22 protein-coding genes and 1 pseudogene are annotated in these 19,724 nt (G+C 65.3%); 11 read left to right on the top strand and 12 right to left on the bottom strand.

Going from position 1 to position 19,724, the window contains the following annotated elements; translation table 11 throughout:
* The 3 genes and pseudogenes from ACCD03_RS24340 to ACCD03_RS24330 all read right to left on the bottom strand — a co-directional run.
* A pseudogene (locus ACCD03_RS24340) lies at nt 1-235 on the bottom strand (amidase); the annotation flags it as partial.
* Between the two features lie 27 nt (nt 236-262).
* Nucleotides 263-940: a DUF2848 domain-containing protein gene (locus tag ACCD03_RS24335; protein ID WP_413413165.1), complete on the bottom strand. Its 678-nt coding sequence runs from the start codon at nt 938-940 to the stop codon at nt 263-265.
* Nucleotides 941-986: 46 nt separating this feature from the next.
* On the bottom strand, nt 987-1,709 hold the full coding sequence (locus tag ACCD03_RS24330) for a GntR family transcriptional regulator (protein ID WP_024976522.1): 723 nt from the start codon (nt 1,707-1,709) through the stop codon (nt 987-989).
* Between the two features lie 176 nt (nt 1,710-1,885).
* Here ACCD03_RS24330 and ACCD03_RS24325 point away from each other — a divergent pair, with 176 nt between their 5' ends.
* The 3 genes from ACCD03_RS24325 (at nt 1,886) to ACCD03_RS24315 (ending at nt 4,915) form a co-directional block, all read left to right on the top strand.
* Nucleotides 1,886-3,151 carry a flavin-dependent oxidoreductase gene (locus tag ACCD03_RS24325; protein WP_413413164.1) on the top strand — a complete coding sequence of 422 codons (1,266 nt, stop codon included), beginning with the start codon at nt 1,886-1,888 and terminating at the stop codon, nt 3,149-3,151.
* A gap of 42 nt (nt 3,152-3,193) precedes the next feature.
* Complete coding sequence (locus ACCD03_RS24320; RefSeq protein WP_413413163.1) at nt 3,194-4,327, top strand: ABC transporter substrate-binding protein; 1,134 nt, start codon at nt 3,194-3,196, stop codon at nt 4,325-4,327.
* 72 nt (nt 4,328-4,399) lie between these two features.
* A complete protein-coding gene (locus ACCD03_RS24315; protein ID WP_092973072.1) occupies nt 4,400-4,915 on the top strand; it encodes a MarR family winged helix-turn-helix transcriptional regulator in 516 nt (171 codons plus the stop codon).
* Nucleotides 4,916-4,989: 74 nt separating this feature from the next.
* Here ACCD03_RS24315 and ACCD03_RS24310 read toward each other — a convergent pair whose 3' ends face one another.
* Nucleotides 4,990-5,331: a hypothetical protein gene (locus ACCD03_RS24310; protein ID WP_045203650.1), complete on the bottom strand. Its 342-nt coding sequence runs from the start codon at nt 5,329-5,331 to the stop codon at nt 4,990-4,992.
* Between the two features lie 343 nt (nt 5,332-5,674).
* On the opposite strand from ACCD03_RS24310, the gene ACCD03_RS24305 reads away from it, so the two are divergent.
* A complete protein-coding gene (locus tag ACCD03_RS24305; protein WP_413413162.1) occupies nt 5,675-6,883 on the top strand; it encodes an HD-GYP domain-containing protein in 1,209 nt (402 codons plus the stop codon).
* Nucleotides 6,884-6,902: 19 nt separating this feature from the next.
* On the opposite strand, the gene ACCD03_RS24300 is transcribed toward ACCD03_RS24305, so the two are convergent.
* On the bottom strand, nt 6,903-7,064 hold the full coding sequence (locus ACCD03_RS24300) for a hypothetical protein (RefSeq protein ID WP_325651973.1): 162 nt from the start codon (nt 7,062-7,064) through the stop codon (nt 6,903-6,905).
* A gap of 229 nt (nt 7,065-7,293) precedes the next feature.
* Between ACCD03_RS24300 and ACCD03_RS24295 the strand changes: the two genes are divergently transcribed.
* From ACCD03_RS24295 to ACCD03_RS24285, 3 genes are all read left to right on the top strand, one after another.
* Nucleotides 7,294-8,280, top strand: a complete 987-nt coding sequence (locus tag ACCD03_RS24295) for a DUF6685 family protein (protein WP_253536415.1) — start codon at nt 7,294-7,296, stop codon at nt 8,278-8,280.
* 105 nt (nt 8,281-8,385) lie between these two features.
* The gene (locus tag ACCD03_RS24290) at nt 8,386-8,802 is read left to right on the top strand and encodes a hypothetical protein (protein ID WP_045203647.1); all 417 of its coding nucleotides are present in this window, start codon (nt 8,386-8,388) and stop codon (nt 8,800-8,802) included.
* Nucleotides 8,803-8,888: 86 nt separating this feature from the next.
* A complete protein-coding gene (locus ACCD03_RS24285) occupies nt 8,889-11,093 on the top strand; it encodes a TonB-dependent receptor (RefSeq protein WP_413413161.1) in 2,205 nt (734 codons plus the stop codon).
* A gap of 50 nt (nt 11,094-11,143) precedes the next feature.
* Here ACCD03_RS24285 and ACCD03_RS24280 read toward each other — a convergent pair whose 3' ends face one another.
* Both ACCD03_RS24280 and ACCD03_RS24275 read right to left on the bottom strand, forming a co-directional pair.
* Nucleotides 11,144-11,776 carry a hypothetical protein gene (locus tag ACCD03_RS24280; protein WP_413413160.1) on the bottom strand — a complete coding sequence of 211 codons (633 nt, stop codon included), beginning with the start codon at nt 11,774-11,776 and terminating at the stop codon, nt 11,144-11,146.
* 134 nt (nt 11,777-11,910) lie between these two features.
* Nucleotides 11,911-12,498 (bottom strand): hypothetical protein, encoded by a 588-nt coding sequence (locus tag ACCD03_RS24275; protein ID WP_413413159.1) that lies wholly within the window; start codon nt 12,496-12,498, stop codon nt 11,911-11,913.
* Nucleotides 12,499-12,673: 175 nt separating this feature from the next.
* On the opposite strand from ACCD03_RS24275, the gene ACCD03_RS24270 reads away from it, so the two are divergent.
* Complete coding sequence (locus ACCD03_RS24270) at nt 12,674-12,979, top strand: hypothetical protein (RefSeq protein ID WP_325651965.1); 306 nt, start codon at nt 12,674-12,676, stop codon at nt 12,977-12,979.
* On the top strand, nt 12,976-13,164 hold the full coding sequence (locus ACCD03_RS24265) for a hypothetical protein (protein ID WP_316674221.1): 189 nt from the start codon (nt 12,976-12,978) through the stop codon (nt 13,162-13,164). The genes ACCD03_RS24270 and ACCD03_RS24265 overlap by 4 nt, the downstream gene beginning before the upstream one ends.
* An 18-nt stretch (nt 13,165-13,182) precedes the next feature.
* On the opposite strand, the gene ACCD03_RS24260 is transcribed toward ACCD03_RS24265, so the two are convergent.
* Complete coding sequence (locus ACCD03_RS24260; protein WP_325651963.1) at nt 13,183-13,524, bottom strand: hypothetical protein; 342 nt, start codon at nt 13,522-13,524, stop codon at nt 13,183-13,185.
* Nucleotides 13,525-13,742: 218 nt separating this feature from the next.
* On the opposite strand from ACCD03_RS24260, the gene ACCD03_RS24255 reads away from it, so the two are divergent.
* Nucleotides 13,743-15,206 (top strand): PLP-dependent aminotransferase family protein, encoded by a 1,464-nt coding sequence (locus tag ACCD03_RS24255; RefSeq protein ID WP_253536481.1) that lies wholly within the window; start codon nt 13,743-13,745, stop codon nt 15,204-15,206.
* A gap of 9 nt (nt 15,207-15,215) precedes the next feature.
* On the opposite strand, the gene ACCD03_RS24250 is transcribed toward ACCD03_RS24255, so the two are convergent.
* The 4 genes from ACCD03_RS24250 to ACCD03_RS24235 are packed head-to-tail and all read right to left on the bottom strand — an operon-like array spanning nt 15,216 to nt 19,025.
* A complete protein-coding gene (locus ACCD03_RS24250; protein ID WP_413413158.1) occupies nt 15,216-15,890 on the bottom strand; it encodes a membrane integrity-associated transporter subunit PqiC in 675 nt (224 codons plus the stop codon).
* A complete protein-coding gene (locus ACCD03_RS24245) occupies nt 15,887-17,530 on the bottom strand; it encodes an intermembrane transport protein PqiB (protein WP_413413157.1) in 1,644 nt (547 codons plus the stop codon). The genes ACCD03_RS24250 and ACCD03_RS24245 overlap by 4 nt, the downstream gene beginning before the upstream one ends.
* Nucleotides 17,527-18,264, bottom strand: coding sequence for a paraquat-inducible protein A (locus ACCD03_RS24240; protein WP_413413156.1), 738 nt, complete (start codon nt 18,262-18,264; stop codon nt 17,527-17,529). The genes ACCD03_RS24245 and ACCD03_RS24240 overlap by 4 nt, the downstream gene beginning before the upstream one ends.
* Entirely contained in the window at nt 18,261-19,025 is a 765-nt protein-coding gene (locus tag ACCD03_RS24235; RefSeq protein ID WP_253536425.1) for a paraquat-inducible protein A, read from the bottom strand. Before ACCD03_RS24235 ends, ACCD03_RS24240 begins: the two co-directional genes overlap by 4 nt.
* Before the next feature lie 252 nt (nt 19,026-19,277).
* On the opposite strand from ACCD03_RS24235, the gene ACCD03_RS24230 reads away from it, so the two are divergent.
* Nucleotides 19,278-19,724, top strand: a 447-nt coding sequence (locus ACCD03_RS24230) for a hypothetical protein (RefSeq protein WP_413413155.1), incomplete at its 3' end; no start/stop codon positions are given.

Below are 19,724 nucleotides of genomic sequence, written 5' to 3'. Positions count from 1 at the left end.
ACACGGGCAACCCCGCCAGCAGCGAGGGCACGTTACCTGCCGCACGCGCGGCATCGGCGGCGCGCGCCATGGCCAGCGCGGCTTGCACGTCGATGCTCACATAGGCGGCACCGCCGGCGGCGCGGTGCGATTCGGCGCGCTGCAGTGCGGCTTCGGTCAGCGCGACGCTGGTGGTGCGGCCGGCGGCCAGGTCAGCGGCCAGCGAGCGGATCATGTTGGGGCGGGGCGTCATCATGCGGTGGTCTCCGTTGGGTGGGGCGCTTCAGCCTTCAACAGGCAGCGTGTCAACAGCATAGCGATGGCGCAGCTCGGTGCCCGACACCGGGTCGATCAGGGCCATGTCGAAGGCCTCGCCAAAACCGAGTTCGCCGATGATGGGCTGCGTGCCGCAGAACATGGCGGTGCCCACCGGCAACGCTTCGTTGCCGGTGTAGCGGCGGATAAGGTCGCGCGGATCAAGCATGCGCGTGACGCCGCCTTCCTGGTACAGCGCGGTCTGGCCGTCGCGCGTGCGCCAGGTCTTCATCTGCAGGCTGTCCCAATGGTCGGCCAGCGCTTCGAAGCGCCACACGTCGCGGCTCACGGGCTTGGCGCACATCTGCTTGGAGACCGTCACGCCATAGGCTTCGACCTTGCGGTCGGTGTGGTCCGAACCGATGCCGACCAGCAGGCCCATCGGCGTGGAATACAGCACGAACTCCGCCTCGCCCGACGAATCTGCGCCGGGAATCTCCACGCTGGCATCGGTGGTCAGTAGCGAGGCCGACACGCGGTAGAAGCACGGCACGCGCGCCGGACGCGCCACGCCGATCGCTTCAAGCTCGGCGATGTGGTGTTCAACGGCTTGCGCATCGCGGCCGGTCCAGCCGGCAATGACAAGGTGGTCCACGGTCACGTCGATGGGGCCGTGGCCGATCAGGTTCAGGTGCAGCGTGGTCATGCGGAATCCGGAAGAAGCGGGAAAAACGAACGGGGGGAAATCGGGATCAGAGCGTGCGGATGATCGTGCGGCGGAACTCGTCGATGTGCTCGCGAATGGCTTCGCGCGCTGCGGGCACGTCACGGCGCTCCAGCGCATCGAGCACGGCGAGGTGCTCGTCGTACACGTTCTGCAGGTGCTGTGGCTCCGACAGCGAGAGGAACCAGAAGCGCGCCTGCTTCTCGTGCAGGCCCCGCAGCAATTCGGCCAGCACGCGGTTGCGCGAGGCAGCGGAAATGGCGAGGTGGAACTTGAGGTCCAGCGCGGCCAGCGCGGCAATGTCGCGGTGCTCGATCAGCGCGGGCGATGCATCGACGATGGCGCGCATGGCCTCGAAATCGGCGGGGTGGGCGCGCTCGGCGGCCAGCGTTACGCACAGGATCTCGTTGGTGGCGCGCACCTCGATCATGTCGAGCACGTCGTTGAGCGACAGCGGCGTCACCAGCACGCCCTTGCGCGGCAGGATCTGCACCAGCCCCTCCACCTCCAGACGATGCAGCGCCTGGTGGATCGGCGTGCGGCCCAACCCCAGAATCGTGCCGAGCTGCGCTTCGTTGAGCGGCTCGCCCGGGCGGAACTCGCACGCCATGATGCGGCGCTTGATCTCGTTGTAGGCGAGTTCACGCATTGCGGCGCCCTTGGGCGCATGCGCGTCGGGTTCAACGGCAAACGGTGCAGATGCAGACGCGGGTTTGGCAGACCCGGAAACCAGCTTGATCGGACGCGACATCGCGGCGGCCTCGAATTTAGTAAAAGTCGAGTGATGGTATTGTGATATCTCACAGAGCGTCAAGCGAGCAACACGCCGCATTCAGCTGCGTTCTTCTAGGTATTTGCCCTGATATGTCGATGGCGGGAGGCCGTTGAGATTCGTTATAGACTGCAACAAATTTCAGGGAGATAGCCATGAAGATCGCCATCATCGGGGCGGGCATCGGCGGCCTGACGCTCGCGTTGATGGCCGAGCGCCAAGGTTTCGAGGTAGAGGTGTGGGAGGCCGTGCAGACGCTGCGGCCACTGGGCGTTGGCATCAACCTGCTGCCACACGCGGCGCGCCAGCTGTGCGAACTGGGCTTGGAAGACACGCTGAGTGCGCTGGCGATTCGGACGTCCGCGCTGGCTTACTACAACCGTTTCGGCCAGCCGATCTGGCACGAGCCGCGCGGGCTGGCCGCGGGCTACGACTGGCCGCAGTTCTCCATTCACCGTGGCGAATTCCAGATGGCCCTGGCCGATGCCGTGATCGAGCGGCTCGGTGCTGATTGCATCCGCCTTGGCCACAGCTTCGAGGCGGTTCAATCGACGGGCGAGAAGGGCGGCCCCGTGCGCTTCACGCTGCGCGATCGCACCAACGACACCGTTGTCGAATCCTCGGCCGACGTGCTGGTCGGCGCAGATGGCATCCACTCCGCCGTGCGCCGGCACTTTTACCCGAGCGGCGATGCGCCGCGTTTTGCGGGCCGCATGCTGTGGCGCGCCGTCACCGAAGCCGAGCCGTATCTGGATGGCCGCACCATGTTCATGGCGGGCCATCAAGACCAGAAGTTCGTCGCCTATCCGATCTCCGAACCGCTGCGCCAGCAGGGCCGCTCTCGCATCAATTGGATTGCCGAGCTGCGCGTGCCCGACGAGGCACCGCCGCGCAGCGACTGGAACCGCGAAGTCGACCGTGCGATCTTCCGCAGCGCCTTCTCCGACTGGAAATGGAGTTGGATCGACATTCCGGCTTTGATCGACGGCGCAGAGGCCGTGTACGAATTCCCGCTCGTCGACAAAGATCCGCTGCCACGTTGGACCTTCGGCCGCGTCACGCTGCTGGGCGACGCGGCGCACCCGATGTATCCGATCGGCTCGAACGGCAGCGCGCAGGCGATTCTTGATGCGCGGGCGTTGGTCGATTGCCTGCTTGCCACGCGCGACACCGGCGTGGCCCTGCGTGAGTATGAGGCTGATCGCCTGCCGCGCACGGCAGGCATCGTGCTGCGCAACCGCCTCAACGGGCCGGAGCAGGTCATGCAGCTCGCGCATGAGCGCGCGCCCCAGGGCTTCGCGCGCATCGATGACGTGATCCCGCGCCCGGAATTGGAAGGAATTGCGATGCGCTACAAAAAGCTGGCCGGCTTCGATCCGCAATCGCTGCGCGATCAGCCACCCATGCCGGGCCGCGCCTGAAGCACTGATACGTTCACACGCCAGAAGAGAAAAGGGGGCCCCATGACTATCCATCGCACCATCTGCGCAGCTGCTGCGCTGTTGCTCGCCACCGCTGCCCATGCGGAAATCGTCGTTGGTGTGAGCCTGTCGACGACAGGGCCGTCGGCATCGCTCGGCATTACGCAGAAGAACTCGCTGGCGTTCTATCCGGATTCCATTGGCGGTGAAAAGCTGCGCCTAGTGGTGGTGGATGACGCCTCCGACCCAAGCACCGGCACGCGTCTGGCGCGCAAGCTCGTGACGGAAGACCACGTCGACATCATCGTTGGCTCGTCGGCGGTGGCGCCGTCGATTGCGATTTCCGAAGTCGCCACCGAATCGCACACGCCGCAACTGGCGTTGGCGCCGGTCGAGCTGAAGCCGGGCAAGGGCGATTGGACCTACCGTCTTGCGCAGCCGATCTCGCTGATGGCCGAGGCGATTGCCGCGCGCATGGCGGCGTCCGGCATCAAGAACGTCGGCTTCATCGGCTTTGCCGATGCGTACGGCGAGAGCTGGCTCAAGGACTTCACCGCCGCCGCCACGCCGCGCGGCATCAAGATCGTCGACGTGGAACGCTATGCCCGCGCAGATACCAGCGTGACGGGGCAGGTCGCCAAGCTGGTCAGCATCAAGCCCGACGCGATCCTGGTGGCCGGTGCAGGCACTGGCGCCGCGCTGCCGCACACCGCGTTGCGCGATCGCGGTTATGCGGGGCCGATCTATCAGACGCACGGTGCGGCAACGAAAGACCTGATCCGCATTGGCGGCAAGGCTGTCGACGGGGCCATTCTGCCGGCAGGCCCCGTGATCGTGGCCGAGCAATTGCCCGACAGCCACCCCAGCAAGAAGACCGCGCTGGAATACGTGACGCGCTATGAAAAGGCCAACGGGCCCGACACGCGCACGCAGTTCGGCGCCCACACGTGGGATGCACTGCAGGTGCTCCAGCGCATCGTGCCGGTGGCGCTCAAGAAGGCCAAGCCGGGCACGCCCGAGTTCCGCCAGGCGCTGAAGAGCGCGCTGGAATCGGAGCACGACATTGTTGTTTCGCACGGCGTGCTCAACTACACGGCCACGGATCACTTCGGCTTTGATGCGCGCGGCCGCGTGCTGCTGACCATCGACCACGGCAAATGGAAACTGTTGAACTGAAACGCGCGCGCGTGCATGGCCGGCGGGCGCATCGCCGACGATAATCGAGAGTCTTCTCCCATCCACACCGCCATGCCGCGCACGCCCAAAGCCGACGACCTGTATCCCGCCGTGGCCCCCTCGGGGCACTTCAACCCGCATTTGGCGGACGTGGAGTATGGCGCGCTCGACGGGCTGGTCGGCTATGCCGTGCGCCGCGCGCAGCTGCACATCTACGAAGATTTCGTGCGCTCGCTGCACGCGTGGAACATCACGCCGCCGCGCTTCTCGGCCATGACCGTAATCGCGCATAACCCGAACCTCAAGCTGACGGAACTGGCCAACATCCTGGGCGTGGCGCGCTCCGGCGCAGTGCTGCTGGTCGATACGCTGGAAGACATGGGCATGGTCGAGCGCCAGCCTTCGCCCAAGGACAAGCGCGCCTTCCGACTGGTGCTGACCGCCAAGGGCGCAACCACCCTCGACGAAATCACCCGTGCCGTCACCGCGCACGACGCCCGCGTAACGGCGCATCTTTCAAAGGATGAACGGCACACGCTGCTGGCACTGCTCAACAAGCTGGCTTCGGGGCCGGATTCCGCTTCCTGATCTGCAGCCGGTGCGTGCAAATGACAAGCGGCCCGAACGTGGGCCGCTTTGCTTTGGTGCGAGGTGCGAGTGGTTCAGCGCTTGTTTGCGTCGATGGCTTTCTGCCAGAGGTCCTTGTCCGGCGGATACAGCGAATCGAAGTATTCGCGCAGCGTGCAGATTTCCTGGACGATCTCGAACGGAAAGCCCTGGCGGCCACCGCGGTCGTCAATCTGCAGGCTGTTCAGGTAGCGTCGGCAGCCAATGAAATCGGCCCACTTGGCGGCGATCGTGTTGATGATGCGCGGAAACTTCCGACCAAGTTCGATCGGCCTCACCTGGTCGGGCAGGGACGCGAGCCACCGGATGGCGTCGCGGTTGAGCGCGAAGTCATCGGCGTTTTGCTGCTTGCGTTGAGAGGTGGGATCTTGAGCCATATCGGATGCGCATCCTTGAAGTCTAGTGTACCCCTCCCGCGCCGGCCTGCCAGCCCGACAGGCGAGGGTCTTGACGCATCACCTGTTTGATTCGACCGCTGCCACAGCCAGCGTCCCGCTGTTTGCTTGCCGAGGCTGCGGTATGCTGCGCGCCGCCCAATCCACATTCGCCTCAAGTTTTGCGCAGGCTTGCCGATAAGCCAAGCGCGGTTTGGCGCGCTGATGGACCAGAGCATCCACCAGCTTAAAACGCCTAGACTGCGAAACACGAGCCAGTGTCGGCTGGCACGCCGCTCCCCTAATTCAATCAAAAAACCGGGCTTCGAGCCGAGGTAGGCAGGGTATGAAGCGAATCGATGCGAGCCAATTGCGTATCGGCATGTTTGTGATGAAGCTGGGCGGGTCCTGGCTCAAGCATCCGTTCTGGCGTGCGCAGTTCCAGTTGTCGCACCAGGGCCAGATTGACGACATCCGCCGCGCGGGTATCACCGAGATCTGGATCGACCCCGAGCGCGGCGAAGACGTCATGGTAGAGACGCAGATGCCCGTACCGGCGCCGGCGCCCGAACCGCTCACGCGCGAGACCTTGGCCGCGCGGCCGCCGATCACACCAACGTCGCTCAAGGAAGAGTGGAAGCACGCCCAGCAGCTGATGCAGAACGGCAAGGTGACGCTTGGCCACATGTTTTCCGAAGCCCGCATGGGGCGCGCGCTGGAAACCGAAAAGGCGCTGCTGCTGGTGGACGACGTGTCGAACTCGCTGGCACGCAACTCGTATGCGCTGATTGCGCTGGCGCGGCTGAAGAACAAGGACGACTACACCTATCTGCATTCGTTTGCCGTTTGCGCCCTGATGGTGGCGCTGGCGAAGACGCTGGGGTTGCCTGAAGACGAGATCCGCGAATGCGGGCTGGGCGGGCTGGTGCACGATATCGGCAAGTCGGCCATGCCGCGCACGCTGCTCGACAAGAGCACCGCGCTCACCAAGGATGAACTGGCACTGCTGCAGACCCACGCGGTGGGCGGCCACCACTTGCTGCAGGGTACAGGCCAGTTCAGCGAGATTGCGCGCGAAATCTGCCTGCACCATCACGAGCGTATTGACGGCAGCGGCTATCCTGACGCCCAGAAGGGCGAGGCTATTAGCCTGTGGGCCAAGATGGGCGCAATCTGCGACGTGTACGACACGCTTACGTCAAGCAGCCCGTACCACCATGCGTGGTCTCCCGCGCAGGCACTGAAATACATGATGGCGCGCACCGATACGCAGTTCGATCGCACCGTGTTCCAGGCCTTCACGCGCAGCGTAGGCATCTACCCGGTAGGCACGCTGGTCAAGCTGCGCACCAACCGGTTGGGCGTGGTGGTCCACCAGAACGAGGCGTCTGCGCTCAAGCCGGACGTGGTCGTCTTCTATTCGGGCAACACCAAGACGCGTGTGCGCCCCGAGCGCATCAGCCTGGGCAAGTCCGACGATTCCATCGTCACCGTGGAAGACGCCACCACCTGGGGTTTGTCGGACGAGGAAGTCTCCGACATGTGCCTGGTCTGAGCCGCGGGGCACCCCAGGTTCACACGTTTTCCACGGGCGGCTCATTCTGCTCGGGTGGATTCGGGCGGGTATCGCGTGGCACCAGCGGGTCGCCGGGCTTGCGCTTGGCAGGCTCGGGCTGGGCTTTCGGGCTGGCGGGCTGTGTCGTATCGGTTTCTGAACGGCTTGGCTGGGTGGGCATCGCGGTCTCCCGATCTGCGGATGCCTCTCTTCCAGCATGTCGCGCGCCTGGCAAGTCCCCACGCTTCATGTGTATTTTTCTTAACACGGACTTCAACAAACTTCATGGCGTACCCCTCTAAAGTGGGGTACGTTTGAGTCGTTGGTTTTTACATTGCTGAACAATCGCCACACATTCAGAGCGACGTCGGCAATCCGCAAACAAACGATTCAGTCTTCCGGGGGGTGACATGAACGTTTCCAATCTGCTGCATGCAGCGTCGAACTGGGTCGTCCAGTCGCGCGCTTTCAATGTCGCGCAATCGGTGGCACACCATCGCACGCCCAGCGATGCGTTGTCGCACTGGAAACTCGATATCTGGCACAAGAGCGTGCCGTTCCTGTTCGAGGGCGGTCTTGCCGAGCCCGCGCACCAACTGTTTCCCAAGCATCTGGCGCATGCCGAATGGGTGGACGAGTTGCACCACCATCTGAGCCAGCTCGTGGGTGTGCGCCGCGAACACTGCAAGATCGACATTCGCGCGGTGACGGGGCTGGCGCAGTCGCCATGCTCGGTGCATTCGTTTCCGAGCATGCTGGTGTTTGCGCACCAGCATTGCCGCCGCATTCCGCACAGCACGGACGCCGACTTTGCCGCCAACCGGCGCCATGTATTCCGCTACGCAGATCAGGCCAACGTGTTCCGCGCCTACGATTTTGCCGGCGGCGAGCTGTTCTACATGAACGAGTGGGGTGCGCACCATTTCGCCGCGCTGGCGTTGCAGGCTCGCACGCAGAACCGTGAGCTGCTGGTCGATGCCGAGGTGCGTCACGCGCGTTCTGCGCTGGGGTTGCGTCGGCTGCTTGACGGTTTCTACGTGATCGGCGCGCGACGGCAAGGGCAGCAGCGCTACGGCACGCGTTTGTCGGAAGCGCTGGCCAGTCATCAGGTGCCGCATCGCTGGATGCATGGCCGCCGCGAGACCGAAGGCTTTGAGCTGTGCTTCCTGCCCAAGTCGGATCGCTTTGCCAATTGCGTGGGCGAACAGCTCGTGCGCGACGGCTGGTTCGACTACGGGGCTTGGCTGGCCAGCCTGCACGATGCCACCGAGGTGGGTGCCCCCGCGCAACGCGCCGAGGCCGCCCGCAAAACGCGCCCGAACTGGAAGCGCGTGCAGGTGCCGAGCCTGGGCGTGCCGACGGGCCTCATGCCGGGCTTCGCGCACACACGCTTGTAATACTGGAGAGCTACGCTCGGGGGCTGTTCTGCCCCACCACCTGACGGATTGCTGAATTAGGCGGCTGGTGTCAGAATTCGCAACTTAGTTGCATTGAGGCGCGCAGTGTCGAGTGACATCGCGCGCCGGCACCTGCGCCCAACCTTGCGTTCCTTCCGCTCCTCCTTCCTCCATCTGCGTTGGCTGGCTTGCCTGCTGGCCGTGTTCCTGCTGTTTGGTCAGCAGGGCGCGCTGCGGCATGCGCTCTCGCATTGGAGTGAACTGAGCGAAGGGACTGCTGTTCAGTTCAACGCTGCCGCCACGGCCAAGCCGGCCGGCGCCGAGCGCAGCCAGCCCGCGCAGGAGCACGCCGCGTGCTTGCAGTGCGCCGCCTATGCTGCGCTGGCGGCTGCCTTGCCGATGCTGGTGGCGCTGCGCCTGGCGCATACGCGGCGCTGGCATTTTCCGCGCATCGGCTTTCATGCGGGCGCGCCGGTCTTTCCGGTGGCCGTCTGCTCGCGCGATCCTCCATTCCGCCTTTGATTCCTGCCTTGTCCCTCGGCTCGCGCGTCGTGTTGACGCATGCGCGGGCCGCTGCTTAACGCATCCGCTCGATTCAAAGGTCTTTCATGATTCCGTTCCAGCCCCGCAAGCTGGTGATGGCGCTCGCCGCAGTTTTGCCATCCGTCGCCTCGGTTTCCGCACTGGCTCAGCAAGCCACAACGCCGGCCCCCACACCCGCCACGCCAGCCACGACGGCGTCCGCTGCACAGGCCAAACCGGCCGCCGCCAACGTGCGCGACCTCAGTGAAACTCGCGTCACGGCCAAGCGGCTGGACGCTGCACGCAATGCGCTGTCGCCGGACACCGGCAGTTCCGTCTACAAGTTCGACACCGATGACATTGCCCGCATGCCGCTGGGCGATGCCACGCCGCTCAACCAGGTGCTGCTGCAGGCGCCGGGCGTGGTGCAGGATTCGTACGGGCAATTGCACGTGCGCGGGGACCACTCGAACCTGCAGTACCGCATCAATGGCGTGATCGTCCCTGAGCCGATCAGCGGTTTCGGGCAGATGCTCGATACGCGCTTCGCCAACCAGATCAATGTGCTGACCGGCGCGCTGCCGGCGCAGTACGGTTACCGCACGGCCGGCATCGTCGATATCACCACCAAGGGCGCATCCACCGACGAAGATGGCGAGCCGAAGGCATTTGGCGGGGAAATCGGCACCGTGCTGGGCAGCAATGCCACGCATGAGGTCAATGCGCAGATCCAGGGCACGAAAGACCGCTTCAGCTATTACCTCTCGGGCGTGTTTGCCGAGAACAACCTCGGCATTGAAAACCCCACGGGCAACCGCAATGCCACGCACGATCACACCACGCAGAACAAGTCGTTCGGCATGCTGTCGTATCTGCTTGATAACGATAGCCGCGTGAGCTTCATGTTCGGCACGTCGAACGGCCGTTTCCAGATTCCGACGCGCCCCGGCCTGACGCCGCAATTCACGCTCGACGGCGCAGTGCCGCCAGCCTCTGAAGCGCTTAACGCCAATCAACGCGAGAAGACCGACTTCCAGATCCTGACGTATCAGCAGAAGGTCTCACCCAAGCTGGACTACCAGGTTTCGGTGTTCCGCCGTGCAAGTCGGATCGACTACATGCCCGATCCGATTGGCGATCTGGTCTACAACGGCGTGGCGGCCGACATCACGCGCCGCAACGAGGCCTACGGCGTGCAGGGCGACGCAAGCTACAAGCTCACCGACAAGCACACGCTGCGTGCCGGCGTGTTCGTGCAGCGCGAGCGCTACGTGGCCGACAACACCGCCAGCGTGTTTGCCGCCGACGGCTCCGGCGCCCAGACCAGCACTACGCCGTTCACCATCGTCGACAACCACAGCGGCAGCGGCACCACCATGGGCGTCTACCTGCAAGACGAGTGGAAGCCCACCGACAAGCTCACCGTCAACTACGGCGCGCGGTACGACCGCGTCAACACCATCGTCAGCGAGCAGCAACTGAGCCCGCGCCTGGGCCTGACGTATGACCTGACGCCGCGCACCCGCGTGCATGCCGGCTACGCGCGCTACTTCACGCCGCCGCCCACGGAGAAGTTCGATACCACGTCGGTGCAGGCCTTTGCCGGCACGACCAACGCGCTGCCTTCAGACGCCAACACGGCCGTCAAGTCGGAGCGTTCGAACTACTTTGACCTGGGGGTTTCGCACCAGCTCACGCCGCATCTGACGCTGGGGCTCGATGCGTATTACCGAGACGTGCGCCATCTGCAGGATGAAGGGCAGTTCGGCAATGCGCTGCTGTACTCGGCGTTCAACTACGAGCGTGGGCGGATTTATGGGCTGGAGGGCAGCGCGAACTATCGCAACGGCAACTTCGGGGCGTACCTGAATCTGGCCGTGTCACGCGCGCAGGGCAAGGGCATCGAGACCGGCCAGTTCAACTTTGGTGCCGACGAGCTGGCCTACATCAACAACCATTGGGTCAACCTCGATCACGACCAGCGCCTGACCGCGTCGGCCGGTGTGTCGTATCGGTATTCCGGCACCACCTATACGAGCGATGTGCTGTTCGGTACCGGCTTGCGCAACGGCTTCGCCAATACCGAACACCTGCCGGCCTACTGGCAGATGAACGTGGGCGCCGCACGCGACTTCAACCTGCCGACGCTGGGCAAGTTCAAGACGCGCCTGACCGTGCTGAATATCTTCGACCGCAGCTACCAGTTGCGCGACGGCACAGGCATCGGCGTAGGTGCGCCGCAGTTTGCGCCGCGCCGTACGTTCCTCTTGTCGGTCAGCAAGCCGTTCTAAGCAAATCGGGTCAGCGTATGAGGCTGGCCCGATTTCCCATCACATCCCCGTCACATCGGCGGGACCATCCCGTCCTTGCCGACCAGCACGCGCTGCGCGACCAGCGTGCCTTGCGCATCGGCGCGCACGAACATGACAACGTGCGCGCCGGCTTTCAGGTTGTCACGCCGACCCGGCTCGAAGGTGACGATCGGCACTTGCGGCGGCACCACGATGCGCTGCTCCCCATCCTTGTATTTGACCGACAGCGTGCGGCCCTGAGCCCCGGTAACGGCGCCTGCCTGCTCGACCGTGCCGTTGGTCATGCTGCTGTTCGGGCCCATGTCGTAAGGGCGGTGGCCGTCGCCGGTGCCGCGCATTGCCTCCGGAAACACGTGGACTTCGAGCGCACGCAATGTGCCGTCCGGCTCCTTGACCGCCGCCGTGCCGATATAGCTGCCGGCGCGAATGGCCGACGGTTCAATCGGCGCGACCTGGGTGACGTTGAGGTCCACCGGCAGCGTCACAGTAGCCTTGTTGCCGGAGGCGTCGGTCACATCGACAGCGGTGCTGTGGACGGCATTGATCGTGGCGCGTACGCGCGTGGGCGCGGCGGTACTTTGCGCGGACACGGCCAACGGAAAGAGCGCTGTCACGACGGTGACAACCGCGGCGGTACGAGCTGAGAAACGTAGTCGTGTCATTGGATAGGGGGCGTGAAGTTCGCTCAAGGTGAGCCGGGCGGCCTGCGCAACTCGCATGGGCTGCGGGGTCGGTGCGCCAGTCTAGACCGGACCGCGCTGGCGTGCAGGCGCGGTCCGCGTTCATCCGATGCGGCTTAGCCGCGATGCTGGCCCGGCACGCGCTTGCCCTTGTACGTCGGGCGGCTGCGGCGCATGTTGTCGGACCAATCCGTGCCGCCACCGGTGGGCGAGTGCACCGGCATATCGCGGCTGCCCGGCTGCGGGTCGATTGGCGCTTCGTCCAGGTCCACCGCGTCCGGCGCATCGGCGTCGTCGTTTTCACCGGCGAGGCCCGTGGCGTGTTCAAAATCCTCGTCGTCGATGGGTGTGTCGACTTCGGAATGGTTTATGTCGTGTATGGCGTCGGGCATCAGGTCGCCGCCTTCGCGTATGACGGGTTCGTGCCCGGCCGCGCGACGCTCGCCGGTGCCGGCGGAGTCTGTGTCGCTGTCGAGGTTCACATCCCCCAGGTCCGCGCCGGCCGTGCGGTTGGCTGCATTGCCGTGCGGGTGCACGGCGGGATCCTCGTCAAAGCGATCCTCAACGTCGCTGCCCAGGCCCGGGCCGCCCACCACGTCACTGCCCGAGTCCGAGCTGTCGGAGGGGCCGAGTGCGTCGGTTCCGTGACCCTTGCCGGTCTGTGCAGGTGCTTCGCCGGTGCGATACAGGTTGCTGGTTGCCATGTGGGTTTCTCCATGCGTACTTGTGCGCCAACGCGCGACACTGCACGAGCAGCAAGGCGGATACCTGGGCGCAGCGCGCCGCACGCGTGCGCCAGCGCACTGTTGCGGCGGCACGCGGGTTGCGACGCCGTTGGGTACGGGCGATTTGTCCGTAAACCGAAACAGGAGGCTGACGATGAAGCAACACGCACAGCAACCGCACAAGCCCGCTGCCCCCGCGGCGGAAAAAGCGGGGGAACGAAAGAGCGAAGCCAAGAAGGGCGAGCGCGGCGATCAGGCACAGCAAGGACGGGGTGCCGCCAAGGACCGCGCTGATTCCGACCGCGCCGAGCGCACATCAATGCAGCACGGCACAAACCAATCGGCGAAACGCCCGATGCCGGTGCGCGCCGAGGATGGCCGCGCCGCCGCACAAGAAGGGCAACTGCCGCAGAATCAGCAGCGCCTGGGGCAGCACCAGAACAGTCGGAAGCAGCCATGAACGCCACCAAGAAGCCTCGTGGCGAAGACAAAGCCAAGGCGCCTTCGGGTGACGCCGCCAGGCCCGTCGCGCCGGCCATCCCAAGTGAAAGCGGCGTAGGCGAGGAAGACCCGGGCGACTTCGAGAACGCGTCGATCCATTCGGATGACGGGAAGCGTCCCCGCGCGCCTAGCGAGGGGCGCTGACAGGGACACCTCTTCACTTCAGCCGCGCGAGGTCTGGCGCGGCTGAATGACGTTTGCCAACCAACGCCATATCGCTGGCCACGCCGGGCGTCGTGTGCGAGCGACAGCGGTCACGATGTGCACGTGCGCGCCGCTGCGCCTGTCGGCATGCAGGTGCCACCACCCGGACGTTTCCACAACATGCGCGTGGCCGGCGCCAAGCGTGTATTGCGACGCTGCAATCGAGCGCGAGGGCGGTTCCAGGCGCAAGCTGCCTTCCAATGCCACGAGCGTGGTTCCAGCGAGGAGCCAGCGCAGGCCGGCCTGTCCGGGGCAAAGCGTCAGCCTTTCGGGTTCGGATGCGGGTGTCGTTGCAGTCATGTCGATCTCCTGAACATGGCTCCAGCGTAGGCATGTGGCACCACCGCCAACAGACACAGAACCGGCAAGGTGCCGGGCAACAGCCGAGCCTTGTGACAATCTGTTGCGGTACAGTTTGACGTCGTCTGTATCTGTTGCGGTGACAGGCTTGCCGGCATGATGTGCTGGCCCCTCTCCTTGCCGCCTGTCGCCGTCCGCTTGCCGCCGCCCTCGCCGCCATGTCCGTCACCGAGTTGACTTCCCCGCCCGCGCAGCCGCTGTACCGGACGCTTGCCGATCACTACCTCGGTGCGATCCGCAGCGGAGTGCTGGCGCCGGGCGAGCGCATGCCGTCGGTGCGCATGCTGATGCGCACGCACGCGGTGAGTCTGTCGACCGCGCTGCAGGTTTGCCGGCATCTGGAGACGGAAGGCTGGCTGGAGGCGCGCGAACGCTCGGGCTACTTTGTGCGCCAGCCGCGCCGCGCCTTGCTGGCCCCGGTCAAGGAACCCGAAGTTTCGACGCCCGATCCGGCGGCGTACGTGGGCGTGCATGCGCGCGTGTCGGCCATCGTGGCGCGTGGGCAGCAGGCCAGCGTGAATGTCGATCTGTCAGGGGCGAGTGGGGCGGCCGCGTTGTACCCGGCAGCAGCGCTCAACCGGATTGCGTCGCAGGTACTGCGGCGGTATCCGTTGCTGCTGACACAGGCTGTCATCCCGAACGGCCATCCTGAATTGCAAACTGCCGTGGCGCGCCGTGCGCTCGACATGGGCGTGCAGATCGCGCCGGACGACGTAATCGTCACCCACGGCTGTATCGAGGCGATCAACTTGGCGTTGCGTGCTGTGGCGCAGCCGGGCGATACCGTGGCCGTGGAGTCGCCGACTTACTACGGGCTGCTGCAGGTGCTGGAAAGCCTGGGCATGCGCGCAGTGGAAATTCCTACCAGCCCGCGCACCGGCATGTCGCTCGAAGCGCTAGAGATGGCAGTGCAGGCCTACGGCAACATCCGCGCCGTGGTGGTGGTGCCCAACCTGCAGAACCCGCTCGGCAGCATCATGCCGGACGCAGCCAAGCGCCGGATGGCCGCCTTTTGCGATGCCAACCGCATCGCGCTCATTGAAGACGATACCTACAGCGCGCTAGGCGATAGCCCAACGCCACTCAAGGCGCTCAAGGCGTGGGACCGCACGGGCAACGTCATCTATTGCGCGTCATTGAGCAAGGTGCTGGCACCGGGCCTGCGCCTGGGCTGGATGGCTGCCGGCCGCTGGCAGGGGCGCGTGCAGATGCTGAAGTTTGCCCAATCGCGGCCAAACGATTCGTGGTCGCAGGTGTTGGCGGGGCGCTTTATCGCCTCGGGTGCGTACGACCGTCACCTGCGCACCCTGCGCCAGACCTTGCGTGAACAGCGCGAGCGCATGGCCGAGTCGATTGCTGGATGCTTTCCCGCCGGCACGCGGTTGTCGGTGCCCTCAGGCGGCTTGGCGATGTGGGTGGAGTTGCCAGCCAACGTGTCGTCGGTGGCACTGTTTGATGCGGCGTTGGCGCAGGGCATCCGCATTGCGCCGGGGACGATGTTCTCGAACCTGAACCGCTTCGATCATTACTTCCGCATCTGTTTCGGCCTGCTGCCTTCGGCCAACCTCGAAGCTGCGCTTGCCACGCTCGGCCGCCTCACGCAGGAACTGGCCGAGCGCTGATCGATCGACCTACCGGCACCACGCCGGCACGGCGGAGGGCGATTCAAGCCCCTGCACGCTCTGCGCAATCTGTTGCGACCACTGCTGCACGAGGTGTTGCGTGGATGACACCACCGCATCTACGCCCGCATTCGCATTCGCATCCGTACCTGCAGGTTGGCCATTCACGGGCAGCGCAAGCGTCGTCTGGCAGGTCAGGGCGGCGGGGCTCGCGCCCTGAGTGGTCACATCGCGCGATACGCGCCACGTCACCAGCGCCGTCACGCCTTGGCCGGGCCGCGCGTCATAGCTGCGCATTTCGGCGCCGATGCGGTAGAGCGGCACGCCCGCCGGCGCAGCCGCACTTCCCACGTCCACCGCAGACAGCGTTGTCGCCATGTCCGCAGACAGCGCATCGCGCAGTTCAGAACCAAACGGTGCGGCCCAGCGTTGTTGCTCAAGCGCCACCACTTCGCTATCGGACGTACGCAGCACGATCTGCGGCTTGTCCAGGCGATCAGGCACCCGCACGCCCGAGAGGCGGAAGGCGCGCTGGAAACGGCCGGTGTCCGTGGCTTCGGGGCGCACCGACAGCGTATGCAACGTCGGCTCGGGCGAAGCGCACGCGCCAACCAGCAACGCCACGGCGGCGGCGCCGGCCAGGCGAAGAGAAGAAGACAGCATCGTCGTTTGCATCGGCATCATTGCGCGTCCTTTGCCTTGCCGCGGATCAGCGCTTCCGGGTGGCGGTCCAGATAATCGGTCAGCACGCGCACGGACGCGGCGGCCTTGGCCACTTGTTCCAGCGTGTCGCGCGCGTTGCGTTGCAGCGGGGCATCGTCGGAGAAGACCTGGCGCGCAGAATCCAGCGTGCGGCGCGCCTCGGCCAGCGTTTCCTTCATCTGCGGGGCGAGGTCGCTGTTGACGGTCTTGGCCAGTTGCTCGGTTTGCTTGAGCGTGGCGTCGAGCGTCGTCAGCGTGCGGTGAACATCCTGTCCGATCTGCTCGAACGGCACCTTGTTGAGCTTCTTGGCGATGCCGGCAATCTGCGCTTCGATGTCGTCAGTCGGGTTATCGGCAGTCGGGAACACATACGCGCCGTCACGATCGCGCATGCCGAAGCGCGGCGGGGTCTTGTCGCGGTCGGCTGCGTCAATGAAGTCGAGGTTCACGAACTGCTGGCCCGTCAGCAGGCTCGCGCTCTTCAACTGCGCGCGCATGCCGTTCTTCACCAGCACGTCGAACTGCGTGCGGACGTCTTCGGCGGCGTGCTGCGGGTTGTCGTCGCGGATGTCCATGCCGAAGCGCGTGGGGTATAGCGTGGCCGTCACGGGCAGTACGAACTCGTGGCGCTTCTTGCTGTAGTGGATGCCGATCGACTTGATCTCGCCCACGTTGATGCCCTTGAACTCCACCGGCGCACCCACGTTGAGCCCGCGCAGCGAGCGGTGGAAGTACATCACCACGGTCTGCGACAGGTGTTCTGGGTCTTTCAGTGCCATGGTCTCGTTGCGCACGAGCGGGAACTCGGCGTCGGAGGCGGCCGGTTGGTGATCGGCTTCTTCTGGCGTCTGGAAGGCGATGCCGCCCAGGGCCACGGTCAGCAGCGATTGCGTATCGACCTTCAACCCGCTGGCGTCGAGCTTGAGGTCGATGCCGCTGGCATTCCAGAACCGCGTGCCGTGTGCCACAAACTTGTCGAACGGCGCGTTGACGAAGATGTGCAGCGTCACGCCCTTGCCGTCGGTGTCGATGTCATAGGCGGTGACCTGGCCCACGCGCACGCGGCGGAAATACACCGGCGCGCCGATATCGAGTGAGCCCAGGTCAGGCGCGCGCAGCGTGAACTGTTTGCCGGGCGCATCAGCGGAGATGGCCGGCGGTGTGTCGAGGCCTTTGAAGATGGATTTCTTCTCCTGCGAGCGGCCGCCGTCCACGCCGATGTACGCCCCTGAGAGCAGCGTGCCGAGCCCCGAGATGCTGCCGGCCGCCACGCGCGGGCGCACCACCCAGAAGCGCGTATCCGACGCGGCGAACGCCTTGCCGTCATGCGTCAGTTCGATCAGTACCACGGCGCCAGACCGGTCCTCCGTGAGGCCCACCGCCTTGACCACGCCGATATCGACGCTCTTGAATTTCACGCGCGTCTTGCCCGCTTCGATGCCCTCTGCCGAGCTGAAGGTGACGGTCACCTGCGCGCCGCGCGCCAGGATCACGCGCGCCATGAGCGTGGCGCCCACCAACAGTGCCACGATCGGCACCAGCCAGATCAGCGAGGGCAGCCAGCGCTTGCGCTTCGTGCGACGCGGCGCGGGGATGTTTTCGTTATCGACGGGGTCGGTCATACATCGGTCTCTTCGGGATCGGGCTCGTCGATGACGTCCCAGATCAGGCGGGGATCAAAACAGCGGGCGGCGAACATGGTCAGCACCACCACGGCGGCAAAAGGGCCGACACCAGGGCCGGGTTTGATGATGGCCAGCGTCGACAGATGTACAAGCCCTGCGAGCAGCGTCACCACAAACACATCGAGCATCGACCACCGGCCGATGATCTCGACCAGCGCATACAGGCGCGTGCGCAGTCGCGGGTTCCAGCGCCAGCGCTGCTGCACCGAGAGGCACAGCACCGCCAGGATGCCCAGCTTGGCCAGCGGCACCAGAAAGCTTGCGATGAACACGATGATGGCCAGGTGCCACGATCCCGACGTCCAGAGATAGACGATCCCGCTCATGATGGTGTCCTGCTGCGTGCCGAGCAGCGTGTCGGTAATCATCACGGGCAGCAGATTGGCGGGCAGGTACATGGCGGCCGCTGCAATCAGCAGCGCCCAGCAGCGCGCCAGGCTGTCGGGCTTGCGCACGTGCATGGGCGACATGCAGCGCGGGCAGACCGGCGCTGCGGTGGTCTTGTCAGGTGCGTCTTCGTGCGTGAGCACCGCCTGCGTGGCGGCCGAAGCCTGGGGCATGCGCGCCAGCAGGCCGCAGCGCTCGCATGTCACCAGGCCTTGTGCGGCGGCCCGCAGCGGGCGACCTTCTTGACCCGGTTGGGCCGGTGCAGGAGTGGTGACGCTGTTCATGGGTGATCCTCGCCGGGGCGGGCGGCGGCGTCCATGCCGGTGGGCGCGTCGACGTGTGAGCCCGGCGGCAGCGTCAACCCGATCTCGCGCCAGAACGGTCGCAGGTCGATCGACAACGCCACCGTCAAGAATACGGTGAGCGCGGCAAACGCCCACAAGCCCGCATCGGCTTCGAGCGACACCATGCGCGCCACTTTGATGAGCGCCACCACCACGCCCAGCATGAAGATCTCGACCATTGCCCACGGGCGGATCAGCGCTGCCGCGCGCAGCACCAGCGCTGCAGCCGGATGCTGGCGCCCACGCCATCGTGCAATGAGCAGCGGTGCCAGCACCGACATGTACATCAGCGGGAAGAACACCGTGGTGAGCGCCACCAGTACGGCAGCGAAGAGCATGTCGTAGTCGTACAGCGCCACGATGGCGCCCCACAGTGTGGTGGCGTGCCGGTTGCCGCCGCCGTTCATCTCGGCAATCGGAAAGATGTTGGCGACGATGTAGACGATGAGGCCCGTCAACACCAGCGGCAGCAGTACCGAAAGCCGCTCGCTCTGGTTGCGGTACAGCTTGACGCCGCAGCGCGTGCAATGCGCTTCTTCATCCAGCGCAATGACCTCGTGGCGATGCAGGGTGTCGCAGTGCTCGCATGCGATCCAGGCATCGGGATCGCCAGGCAGGGGCTGGGCTACCAGGGCGGCTTTTGCGTCGGGGGTGTCGCCCGCTGCGCGCCAGGACTGCGGCAGCGGGAAGGGGAGTTTCACGGTTTACAGCTCCATCGTCGGGCTGAAGGTGGGCCGGCAGCGTTGCAGACGCGTGCGGCGGCACACCGACAGTGGGGGCAGGCGATTATACATACACCGTTGAATGTATAGCTGAGTGCGGGCTTCCTCATTTTGACGCACGGTCACAAGCAAATATCCCGCCAATCGGCGCACTCGATATTGCATGGCGTGACGGCGGAACGGGCCTTGCTGCCTTGGAGGGGCATGTTCTCAACCTGAAAGGAGCATTTCATGACGTATCTCCGTGCATCTTCTCTAGTCATCGCGTTGGCGCTGGCAGGCGGTACCGCTGCGGCGTATGCCCAAACGGGGGCAGCCCAATCCAACAGCACGGCGGGCGGCAGCAGCATGTCTCCGGCGGGCGGTGCCGACACCGGCGCTACTGCAACGGGCACGGGGGGGACCGCTGTCAACGGCAGTTCGGCCAACGGCGGTCGGGATGCCACCCGCAACCGCAACGCCGCCGGCAAGCAAGGGCGCGCCGGCAATATGCGATCGGGTTCGAGCGGTGGCTATGGCGGCAGTGCCAACGATTCAACCGGCAGCGCAACCGGCGGCGGCTCGGGTGGAGTGGGCGTAGGCGCGCCAGGCACGGGCGGGTCGATGGGTGCGCCGGGCGGCGGTAGCGGCGGCGGTGCTGCTGGTTCAGGCGGCGCTGGTGCCGGTGCGGGTACCGGA

The sequence above is a fragment of the Ralstonia sp. Ralssp135 genome (genome assembly GCF_047304345.1).
GTDB classification, from domain to species: Bacteria; Pseudomonadota; Gammaproteobacteria; order Burkholderiales; family Burkholderiaceae; genus Ralstonia; species Ralstonia chuxiongensis.
The sequence above is the reverse complement of the archived record's forward strand: the minus strand, read 5'-3'. Positions and strand labels throughout refer to the sequence as shown.

Excerpts from the sequence above, each read along its gene's own strand:
- ACCD03_RS24255 (WP_253536481.1), top strand. The coding sequence starts at position 13,743 with ATGTCCGTCACCGAGTTGACTTCCCCGCCCGCGCAGCCGCTGTACCGG.
- ACCD03_RS24320 (WP_413413163.1), top strand. The coding sequence starts at position 3,194 with ATGACTATCCATCGCACCATCTGCGCAGCTGCTGCGCTGTTGCTCGCC.
- ACCD03_RS24240 (WP_413413156.1), bottom strand. The coding sequence starts at position 18,264 with ATGAACAGCGTCACCACTCCTGCACCGGCCCAACCGGGTCAAGAAGGT.
- ACCD03_RS24300 (WP_325651973.1), bottom strand. The coding sequence starts at position 7,064 with ATGCCCACCCAGCCAAGCCGTTCAGAAACCGATACGACACAGCCCGCC.
- ACCD03_RS24315 (WP_092973072.1), top strand. The coding sequence starts at position 4,400 with ATGCCGCGCACGCCCAAAGCCGACGACCTGTATCCCGCCGTGGCCCCC.
- ACCD03_RS24285 (WP_413413161.1), top strand. The coding sequence starts at position 8,889 with ATGATTCCGTTCCAGCCCCGCAAGCTGGTGATGGCGCTCGCCGCAGTT.
- ACCD03_RS24260 (WP_325651963.1), bottom strand. The coding sequence starts at position 13,524 with ATGACTGCAACGACACCCGCATCCGAACCCGAAAGGCTGACGCTTTGC.
- ACCD03_RS24305 (WP_413413162.1), top strand. The coding sequence starts at position 5,675 with ATGAAGCGAATCGATGCGAGCCAATTGCGTATCGGCATGTTTGTGATG.
- ACCD03_RS24265 (WP_316674221.1), top strand. The coding sequence starts at position 12,976 with ATGAACGCCACCAAGAAGCCTCGTGGCGAAGACAAAGCCAAGGCGCCT.
- ACCD03_RS24245 (WP_413413157.1), bottom strand. The coding sequence starts at position 17,530 with ATGACCGACCCCGTCGATAACGAAAACATCCCCGCGCCGCGTCGCACG.
- ACCD03_RS24325 (WP_413413164.1), top strand. The coding sequence starts at position 1,886 with ATGAAGATCGCCATCATCGGGGCGGGCATCGGCGGCCTGACGCTCGCG.
- ACCD03_RS24295 (WP_253536415.1), top strand. The coding sequence starts at position 7,294 with ATGAACGTTTCCAATCTGCTGCATGCAGCGTCGAACTGGGTCGTCCAG.
- ACCD03_RS24310 (WP_045203650.1), bottom strand. The coding sequence starts at position 5,331 with ATGGCTCAAGATCCCACCTCTCAACGCAAGCAGCAAAACGCCGATGAC.
- ACCD03_RS24330 (WP_024976522.1), bottom strand. The coding sequence starts at position 1,709 with ATGTCGCGTCCGATCAAGCTGGTTTCCGGGTCTGCCAAACCCGCGTCT.
- ACCD03_RS24335 (WP_413413165.1), bottom strand. The coding sequence starts at position 940 with ATGACCACGCTGCACCTGAACCTGATCGGCCACGGCCCCATCGACGTG.
- ACCD03_RS24250 (WP_413413158.1), bottom strand. The coding sequence starts at position 15,890 with ATGATGCCGATGCAAACGACGATGCTGTCTTCTTCTCTTCGCCTGGCC.
- ACCD03_RS24270 (WP_325651965.1), top strand. The coding sequence starts at position 12,674 with ATGAAGCAACACGCACAGCAACCGCACAAGCCCGCTGCCCCCGCGGCG.
- ACCD03_RS24280 (WP_413413160.1), bottom strand. The coding sequence starts at position 11,776 with ATGACACGACTACGTTTCTCAGCTCGTACCGCCGCGGTTGTCACCGTC.
- ACCD03_RS24275 (WP_413413159.1), bottom strand. The coding sequence starts at position 12,498 with ATGGCAACCAGCAACCTGTATCGCACCGGCGAAGCACCTGCACAGACC.